The following is a 4,390-nucleotide window of genomic DNA, read 5'->3' as shown; positions in this document are numbered from 1 at the left end:
TGTCAATTCTCACTTTAATTTAGCCCAACCCCTGCCCATTTTCGCAGACTAAACAATCTGCAACTATTTCCGATACCAGAACAATCTGCAACTGTTTCGCAAATTGTTCTGGTATTTCAGGTCAGTCCGTCTCTTCACCAGAATATGAGAACCAGTGATTGACCCCTTTTCTTCCGGCTGTGGAACAGGTAGAATATTTGTTGGAAGTGACTACCATGCAACAAATATTTTACACGCCTGTACCGCCGGAAGAATACGCCCGCCTGGGCAAAGATTTTCCTTTTCCCCAACCCACCTCATGCCCCAACCCAGGTTGTCTGGTCAAGGTACCTCCACAAAAACACGGTTTTTATCAACGCAACATTATCGCAGTAACTTTCTGCGGCCGGATTCTTATCCGCCGTTACTACTGCAAATACTGCCGAACCACCATTTCGTACCTGCCTTCCTTCTGCCTGCCGTATTTCCAGTACTCGGTCGAGATAATTTTTGCCGCCCTTTGGTATATTCTGGTTTCCCATCACTCATTTTCCGAGTGTTTAAAGCTGCTGAAAGAGTTTTTCGTGTACCTGTACTGGAACACTGGTCATCTGCAATTCTACGTGCGGAGATTTTTAACCAACTTAAACCGCATCAAAGTGGGTCTGCGCCAGCTTCTCCCCAGGGTCAGCCTCCCACAGGACAGCCCGGATAAAAAGGAAGGAGCCAGAAAGGTACTGCACATTGTGGCAACTGGATTTCCCCGGATCCAGACCTTCTCCAGCAGGTTTTATGCCCAATGTGGGTACTCTTTTATGGCTCCTTTGCACAATATTTTAGCATAAAAGAAACCTTTGGAGTACCCGGACCCGGTGCATTATGCCACCAACAAACCTTTTTTCTTGGGGCCGACCGGAGAAAGTGTTATTATGCTGGTGACGCGTCAAAGGGCTTTAAGCGCTTAGGGCCTCCCAGAAACTGTAACAGGGAGGACGGGTAGTTTATGCTCACCAACCAGGAAAGGGAAGCCATTGCCCTGAAGAAGTTCTCTTTGATCGCACCGGTATTAAACGGCCAGGTCCAGAACCAAACGGAATATTTTAAAAACCTGGCGGCGCTGCCAATTGAAATGCCCCACTATGGTCCGAGGCGCTATTCCATAAAGAGTTTCATGTGGTGGCTGTACCTCTACCGGCGGCACGGACTGGAGGGCTTAAAGCCAGGGTACCGCTCGGACCGGGGTAAAAGCCGCCGCATAACCGAAGAGATAGCCCGGAAAATCCGGGAAAAGAAGGCAGGCAATCCCCGTCTTTTCGGCACCCTGCTTTATGAGGAACTGGTCAAAGACGGTGTGTTCACGCCGGACAGGCTCTCTTTGTCCACCTTCTACCGTTTTCTGGCCCAAAATCCGGAGCTGGCCGCTGATAGCCACCCCGATGCGGAGGAAAAGGAGGTCAAGCGGTTTTCCCACCAGTGGGTGAATGAACTCTGGCAGACGGATATCATGTACGGCCCCCGTTTGAAAGTGGGCCGGGCCCAAAAACAAACTTACCTCATCGCCTTCATCGACGACGCCTCGCGTCTGGTCACGGCAGCCCAGTTCTGCTGGGAACAGAACTACACAGCGGTAAGAACCGTTTTGAAAGATGCCATTTTAAAACGGGGCATACCGAAAATGATTTACACCGATAACGGGAAGGTTTACCGCTGTGGCCAGCTGGCCATGACCTGTGCCAGTCTGGGCTGTACTTTGCTGCACACTGAACCTTTTGCTCCGCAGGCCAAGGGTAAAGTGGAGCGTTTCTTTCGCACTGTCAGGATGCGTTTTTTAAGCCGCCTGGAACCGGACACGATTAAATCCTTAGAGGAGTTGAACCTTGTCTTCTGGCAGTGGCTGGAGACGGATTACCAGCGCAAATCGCACACTGCTCTTGGCATGAGCCCCCTGGATTACTTTATGTCCCAGGCGCATGCGGTGAAAATGGTTTCCGACCCGGTCTTTTTAGACGAGTGTTTTCTCCTGCGGGTAACACGCAAAATTAATCATGACGCCACTTTCCCGTTGGATAACGTACTCTACGAAACGGACCAGCAGTTTGCCGGTACACGCCTGGAAGTCAGGTATGAACCCGAGTGGCTGGGTAATCCCGCCCGCCCTGTGCTACTTTACAAAGACAGCCTGAAAGTGGGCGAGGCCAGACAGGTTGATTTCCATGCCAATGCGCAGCTGAAAAGGAGAGGCCGCGGCCGCCCGGCCCTCAAAAATACCAGCCCGGAAGATAAGCCTCTGACCACCAATAACCGTGAGACCCCGGTACCGGCCATTTCCTTTGCCGAACTGCTCAAAAGTGAAGGGGCGGGTGAAAAGTGATGTTCACCCAGTTCTACGGGTTGAAGTTTAACCCTTTCAGCAAGGAAGTGCCTTTTGACCGGCTTTATTTAAGCCAGGACCTGACGGAACTCACGTCGCGCCTGAAATACTTGCAGCAGGTGCGGGGCATGGGTTTGGTTGCCGGAGAGCCGGGGTGTGGTAAAACTACCGCCCTGCGCAAGTATGTGGAGGAACTTAACCCCGCCCATTTCAAACCGTGCTATTTTACCCTCTCCACGGTGACAGTACTGGAATTTTACCAGGGTTTAGCCCTAACGCTGGGCGAACAACCAAAACACAAAAAGGTGAGCCTGTTCCACCAGATACAGGACGCCATCACAAACTTGTATTACGACCGCCATATTACGCCGGTTATTGTGCTGGATGAAATCCATCTGGCCGCTGGCAAGGTCCTGGAAGAATTGAGGCTGCTCTTCAACTTCAAAATGGACTCACAAAACCCTTTTATCCTGATCCTGTCCGGGCAAGCGCTGATCCGCAACAAATTGGCTCTCAATGCCAACAGCCCCCTGCGCCAAAGGCTTACCGTAAAGTATGTCATGCAGGGCCTTAAACCCGGTGAAATCCAGGAATATTGTACAAGCCGACTGAAAAACGCCGGCCTGCACGAGGAGATCTTTACCCCGCAAGCTCTGGAGGCCATTTACGCCGTCACCAAAGGACTGCCTCGCCTGGTTAACAATCTGGTGACCAGTTGCCTGATCTGTGCATACGGCAGGAAGCAAAGGCAAATTGACGAGGATGTGGTGTATCAGGCAAGCCAGGAACTGGAAGTTTAGCGAAGGTGGTTCATATGTACAAAAGACTCAGCCTGGAATATTACTTTGCCGGTACCGGCTTTTCTGATTTACTGCCGCTGGCACTCCAAATGGCCCGAGAATTGCACTTTACCCGGGAAGAAATGATTGAGGCTATCTGCAAGGTGGCCGATAAAGCCAGGATGTACCCGCCAACCAGAAACCGGCAGGCCTGGTTTGCTGCCGTGTTCAGAGAAAAGTTGCTGGAAGCACGGGCGGAAATTATGGCCCTCAAGAAAAAATATCCGTATAACCGGTTTTGAGCGGTATTACCACCGGCTGCCTCTTTCGGGTAGCCGGTTTTTCTTTTTGGGGTATTCGATGGAAATGCCAGCGGAATTTAAAGATTATTTTTGTACTTACCGATTTAAAATGAGAATTTCCTGTGTTCCCGCGGTCGGTTAGTCCAATTTAATGTGAAAATTTTCCCCGGATTAATTTGAAAATCTACACTACACCTCCAACCACGAGTTTCCCTCTTTTGATCACTTTCTCAACAAGATTGGTGCCAAACCGGTACATCAGGTACTGGTAGTCAGGTGCATCAAAAATCACCAGGTCTGCCTGTTTGCCGACTTCCAGGCTCCCAACACGGTCTGCCCGTCCAATGGCATGTGCGGCGTTGATGGTCACCGCAGCCACAACCTCTTCCGGGCTCATCTTCAGCTGCCGGCAGGCAAGACCCATTACGATCTGAAGAGAGTTCACCGGCGAACTCCCCGGGTTGAAGTCGCTGGCTAATGCCACGGCTACCCCCGCTTCGATCATCCTCCTGGCAGGCGCATACCTCTCCTCCATCAGGCAGAAGGTCGTCGCCGGCAGGAGCACCGCTATCGTATTGGAACCGGCCAGACACTCAATTCCTCGATCGGATACCGCCATCAGGTGATCCGCTGATGTCGCCCCTACCTCTACGGCGAGTTCGGCACCACCCAGAGGAACGATTTCGTCGGCATGGATCTTTAGTTTAAAGCCATGGTGCCGGGCCGCAAGCAGGATCCTCCGCGTCTGCTCGACCGAAAAAACACCTTCCTCGCAAAAGACATCACAGAACTCGGCAAGCCCCCGCCGTGCCACCTCCGGCAGCATTTCATTGTTCACCAGTTCCACAAAACCATCGGGGTTGTCCCTATATTCGGGTGGGACGGCATGGGCGCCCAAAAAGGTCGGCACAAGTTCCACCGGCTGCCTGGTCTGCAGCCGGCGTACAGCCTCCAGCATC

General features: G+C 51.9%; 5 protein-coding genes. 4 read left to right on the top strand and 1 reads right to left on the bottom strand.

Going from position 1 to position 4,390, the window contains the following annotated elements:
- The first annotated feature begins 179 nt into the window (after window positions 1–179).
- From ACPLUI_RS11515 to ACPLUI_RS11500, 4 genes are all read left to right on the top strand, one after another.
- Window positions 180–824: a DUF6431 domain-containing protein gene (locus ACPLUI_RS11515; RefSeq protein ID WP_424660405.1), complete on the top strand. Its 645-nt coding sequence runs from the start codon at window positions 180–182 to the stop codon at window positions 822–824.
- Between the two features lie 158 nt (window positions 825–982).
- Window positions 983–2,350 carry a DDE-type integrase/transposase/recombinase gene (locus tag ACPLUI_RS11510; RefSeq protein WP_424660404.1) on the top strand — a complete coding sequence of 456 codons (1,368 nt, stop codon included), beginning with the start codon at window positions 983–985 and terminating at the stop codon, window positions 2,348–2,350.
- The gene (locus ACPLUI_RS11505; protein WP_424660403.1) at window positions 2,350–3,150 is read left to right on the top strand and encodes an ExeA family protein; all 801 of its coding nucleotides are present in this window, start codon (window positions 2,350–2,352) and stop codon (window positions 3,148–3,150) included. The genes ACPLUI_RS11510 and ACPLUI_RS11505 overlap by 1 nt, the downstream gene beginning before the upstream one ends.
- Window positions 3,151–3,164: 14 nt before the next feature.
- Window positions 3,165–3,431 (top strand): hypothetical protein, encoded by a 267-nt coding sequence (locus tag ACPLUI_RS11500; protein ID WP_424660402.1) that lies wholly within the window; start codon window positions 3,165–3,167, stop codon window positions 3,429–3,431.
- Window positions 3,432–3,615: 184 nt separating this feature from the next.
- Here the strand turns inward: ACPLUI_RS11500 and hutI are convergent.
- Window positions 3,616–4,390: imidazolonepropionase (gene hutI / locus ACPLUI_RS11495; protein WP_424660401.1), on the bottom strand; the 775-nt coding region annotated here is incomplete at its 5' end.

Source organism: Desulfofundulus sp., assembly GCF_049701015.1.
Lineage (GTDB): Bacteria > Bacillota > Desulfotomaculia > Desulfotomaculales > Desulfovirgulaceae > Desulfofundulus.
The sequence above is the reverse complement of the archived record's forward strand: the minus strand, read 5'-3'. Positions and strand labels throughout refer to the sequence as shown.